Origin of the sequence: Pontibacterium sp. (assembly GCF_041587635.1) — a bacterium.
GTDB lineage: Bacteria > Pseudomonadota > Gammaproteobacteria > Pseudomonadales > Balneatricaceae > Pontibacterium.
This window is the reverse complement of record NZ_JBFGYC010000332.1, coordinates 1-4,576: the sequence shown is the minus strand read 5'-3', so window position 1 is coordinate 4,576 and position 4,576 is coordinate 1. Positions and strand designations below refer to the sequence as shown.

Here is a 4,576-nt window from a genome sequence, read left to right as displayed (position 1 = left end):
CTGCAGACAGTACAGGGGGTTGGTGACTCCGTTGGAAGGGAAATCGCGTTAACGATTTAGGCGTTAAACCTTAGAAGCTACCGCTGATACGCATCCAGACATTACGGCCCGGTTCCGCAACCTGCACAGGATCGGTATCCAGCAGGTAATCACGGCTTTCGTGCAGGGTATAGAACTTGTCGAACAGGTTATCCACACCCATAGCCACGGTCATACCCATGGGTAGTGAGTATTCACCGTGCAGATTGATCAGCCCGTATCCCGGCGTTTGACGGACATCCTGTCCACCACAGGTACTGGAGCTCAAGCACACATCATTCTGTGCATCGACCAGTTTCCACTCAACACCCGCTTTCCAGTTGTCCTGCACGTAATCCAGTGTATTGGTCAGTTCTAGCGGCGAGATACGAGACAGATCGGTGCCGTCGTCTTCGTTGTTGCCCTGCAACCATGCCAGCGAGCTACCCAGAATCAGGTTACTGTTCACGCGGTAGCTGACCTCAAATTCAACACCGTACAGCTCAGCATCGATGTTGCGGTAGATATCGTCTCCGCCCACGCGCTGGCGCAGGATGTAATCATCTACCTGGTTATACCAACCGGTCAGCATCCAGTTCAGATCATCCATATCGCTGGCCAGAGCCACTTCGATCTGATGATGTTTTTCAGGATCTATCTGCGGATTACCCACCCACTTGGAACCCATACCCATCATGTTCGCTTTAGCGATATAACGCTCCGTTGCATCGGCGGTACGTACACTGCGGGACAAGGTGGTTTCAACGCTGTACTGCTGATCGATACGGTGCGTCCAGCTGATCAAGCCACCAATATTATCTTCGGTGCTATCGGTATCGGTCGAACCGTACTTGGCGTTGTAAAGATTGATCGGTCTATTCACACCCATCATGCCGAAAGCTTCATTGGCACGGCTGGCGCTGGCTTCCACACGGTCGTAACGCAAACCGGCTTTCAACACATCATCTTCACTCAGTGCTTTTTCGCCCTCAACAAACAAACCGGTTTGATCGATAGAAACACCCGGCCACTGACTGAAGACCGCAGAACCGTTAGAGACCATATTGGCCTGTGCATTACGGTCATTGTTCTGCATATCCACACCAAAGGTCCAGTCGATATCCGCCGCATCTGCGTCAAACACCACACGCAGACCTTCTGTATCTGATGAGGAAGGTGACGTCATCATCGCGTTTTCCATCAGATGGATGACATCAGACTGGTACAGATCGATCTTCATCTGCTGAACAGCACCGGATTGGAACTGATGCTCCAGTTTCAGGCGTGTACTCTCAGAGTCCGCAAACGGGCTGTTCATCAATGCACCCGGAAATTCCACATCTTCCTCAGCCGACTTTTCGAAGCTCGCCTGTAAAGTGGTGTAGTCACCCAGACGGATGCCGGCCAGAATCGCGTTGGACTCACTTTCGTACTCCGCATCAACACTGTTGCCCCGACCGTCATCGTAATCTTCAGCCTGAGATTTGTGGGCGATAAAGCGCACATAACCGTCATCACCGCCGACAGCTGCATCAGCCCCCATCTCCCATTTATCACCGTTACCTTCGTAACTGCCGGACAGGTCAACGCTGTAGCCTTTTTCATCAATCATCGGCCAGTCGCGTTCAAACAGCACCGTACCGCCGGAACCACCGCCGCCATACACCACGCTGCGGTTACCTTTGATAACGGTGACACGGTCGTAGCTATCAACAGAGGTATAGGCCGTTGGCGGGTCCATACGGTTAGGACAACCCCCGTGGATATAACCCCCATCCAACAAAATGTTCAGCTGGGTCTCTTTCTGACCACGGATCACTGGATCAATCGCACGGCCCCCCATACGAATACCCGATACACCGGTCAGGCTTTTCAGCAGCTCACCACCGTCCGATACAGGCGATGCCTGCACCCCGGTCGTCGATTCACGCACCGTCGTCTCCAGTTGCGGCAGGCCCCGATTAATCTCAATCGTCAGATTGCCATCAGACTCGGCAGCTTGCGCCATCGCAGATACGGCCAGAGTTATCGCCGCAGTGAGTGCTTGTTTTTTCACAGTGAACCTCTTTCATTAGAACTTTCTAAACTTATGTTTTGAAGTTTAATGGATAGGTTCCATTTTCAGGATGTGGCACAGCGTCGCGCGGCAGACTGTCGCGCGACATGTTGCCGCACATGTGTCACATGATTGACGTGGCTAAGTGAGTGAAATCCCTCACTTTACCCAAAGTTTCCGAAAGTAAACTTTTGGTTAACACGGATCACATTTGATGCGTAAACAGGTATCATAGCGACCAATTTTTACCCATTTCTGAATACGTATTAACCACAAGGTTGCGTCTGGTCACTGCACCGTCCAGATGCCACCTCACAACCGTTTTATTCGGGGACTAAAAATGCAGGCAGCCAACCAACCCAACGGGCAGCCGACGCTATCCGACCTGGAACAAAAGGACGCATTCGTCGCACGCCATATTGGCCCATCCACCGCTGAACAAAACGCCATGCTTCAGGCACTGGACGTTGACTCACTCGACGCACTGATCGAGCAGACCGTACCGGAATCCATCCGTGTACCGGCACCGATCAACCTGCCGAGTAGCCGCACCGAAGAGGAAGTACTCGCTTACCTGAAAGCCGTTGCGGGCAAGAACCAGATCAACCGTTCCATGATTGGTATGGGTTACACCGACACCATCACCCCTAACGTGATTCTGCGTAACGTGTTGGAAAATCCAGGCTGGTACACCGCGTACACGCCCTACCAACCAGAAGTGTCTCAAGGTCGTCTGGAAGCCCTGTTGAACTACCAGCAGATGGTGCTGGACCTGACCGGTCTGGATCTGGCCAACGCCTCCCTGCTGGATGAAGCCACCGCGGCATCAGAAGCGATGACGTTGTGTAAACGTATGGCGAAAGCGAAAAAAGCCAATGCGTTTTTGATCGATTCCAACGTACATCCTCAGAGCATCAGCGTCATCGTAACCCGTGCTGAGCCACTGGGTTACGAAGTGATTGTGGGCGATCTGAACGAACTGGTCGATCAGCACGAATTCTTCGGTGTACTGGCGCAATATCCGGGCACTACCGGCGAGATCAATGATTACGCCGCGCTAATCGAAAAAGTTCACGCCAAAAAAGCCCTGTTCTGTGCAGCAGCCGACATCATGAGTCTGGTCCTGCTGAAATCACCGGGTGAGCTGGGTGCCGATGTAGTCTTCGGTTCTGCACAGCGTTTTGGTGTACCGATGGGCTTTGGTGGTCCACACGCAGCCTTCTTTGCTACCCGCGATGCGTACAAGCGTTCCGTACCAGGTCGTATCATCGGTGTTTCCATTGATGCGCGTGGCAAGCAAGCCCTGCGTATGGCAATGCAGACCCGCGAGCAGCATATCCGTCGTGAGAAAGCGACCTCCAACATCTGTACTGCACAGGTGCTGCTTGCCAATATGGCCGCGTTCTACGCCATCTACCACGGCCCTGAAGGTCTGAAGACCATCGCCGGTCGTATCCACCGTCTGGCTGACATTCTGGCTAAAGGCTTGCAGAGCAAAGGCATTGAGCTGGCGAACGATACGTGGTTCGACACGCTGACCCTGAATCTGGGCGACAAACGTGATGCGGTATACGATGCGGCACTGGCAGCGGGTATCAACCTGCGCAAGAACGGTAACGATCAGCTGGGTATCACCTTTGATGAGCGTTCAGACCGCGAAGCCGTTGAAGCCTTGTGGACTGCTGTTCTGGGTGAGAACCACGGACTGAATCTGGATGCGATCGATGCAGAGCTGTCTGCAAACGGCAGCAACTCCATTCCGGCAGCGATGCAGCGTGAATCTGCGATCCTGACCCACCCGGTCTTCAACAGCTACCACAGCGAAACTGAAATGCTGCGTTACCTGAAGAAGCTGGAGAACAAAGATATCTCCCTGACCCACAGCATGATTGCGCTGGGTTCCTGCACCATGAAGCTGAACGCCACCGCAGAGATGATTCCAGTCACCTGGCCTGAATTCGCCAACCTGCACCCGTTCGCGCCAATGGATCAGGCTCAGGGTTACAAGCAGATGATCGACGAGCTGGAAGAGATGCTCTGCGCGATCACCGGCTTCGACGCGATCTGCATGCAGCCAAACTCCGGTGCTCAGGGTGAGTACGCCGGTTTGCTGGCGATCCGCAACTTCCATCAGGCTAACGGTGACGCTCACCGTAACATCTGTCTGATCCCAACCTCTGCTCACGGCACCAACCCGGCGTCTGCAGCACTGGCGGATATGAAAGTTGTACTGGTTAAATGTGATGACAAAGGCAATGTGGATATCGACGATATGCGCGCCAAAGCCGAGGAGCACAAAGACGACCTCAGCTGCCTGATGATCACCTACCCTTCCACTCACGGCGTATACGAAGAAGGGATCAAAGAGATCTGCCAGATCGTGCACGACAACGGCGGTCAGGTATACATGGACGGCGCAAACCTGAACGCTCAGGTAGCAGTCTCCCAGCCAGCAGCGATCGGTGCGGACGTGTCCCACATGAACCTGCACAAAACCTTCTG

General features: G+C 53.6%; 2 protein-coding genes. One reads left to right on the top strand and one right to left on the bottom strand.

What is annotated here, in order from left to right; genetic code table 11:
• Nucleotides 1–70: 70 nt before the first annotated feature.
• The gene (locus tag ABYW01_RS14780) at nt 71–2,074 is read right to left on the bottom strand and encodes a TonB-dependent copper receptor (protein WP_372834044.1); all 2,004 of its coding nucleotides are present in this window, start codon (nt 2,072–2,074) and stop codon (nt 71–73) included.
• A 340-nt stretch (nt 2,075–2,414) separates the two neighbouring features.
• On the opposite strand from ABYW01_RS14780, the gene gcvP reads away from it, so the two are divergent.
• Nucleotides 2,415–4,576 (top strand): aminomethyl-transferring glycine dehydrogenase (gene gcvP, locus ABYW01_RS14775; protein ID WP_372834042.1); only part of this gene is annotated, 2,162 nt, incomplete at its 3' end.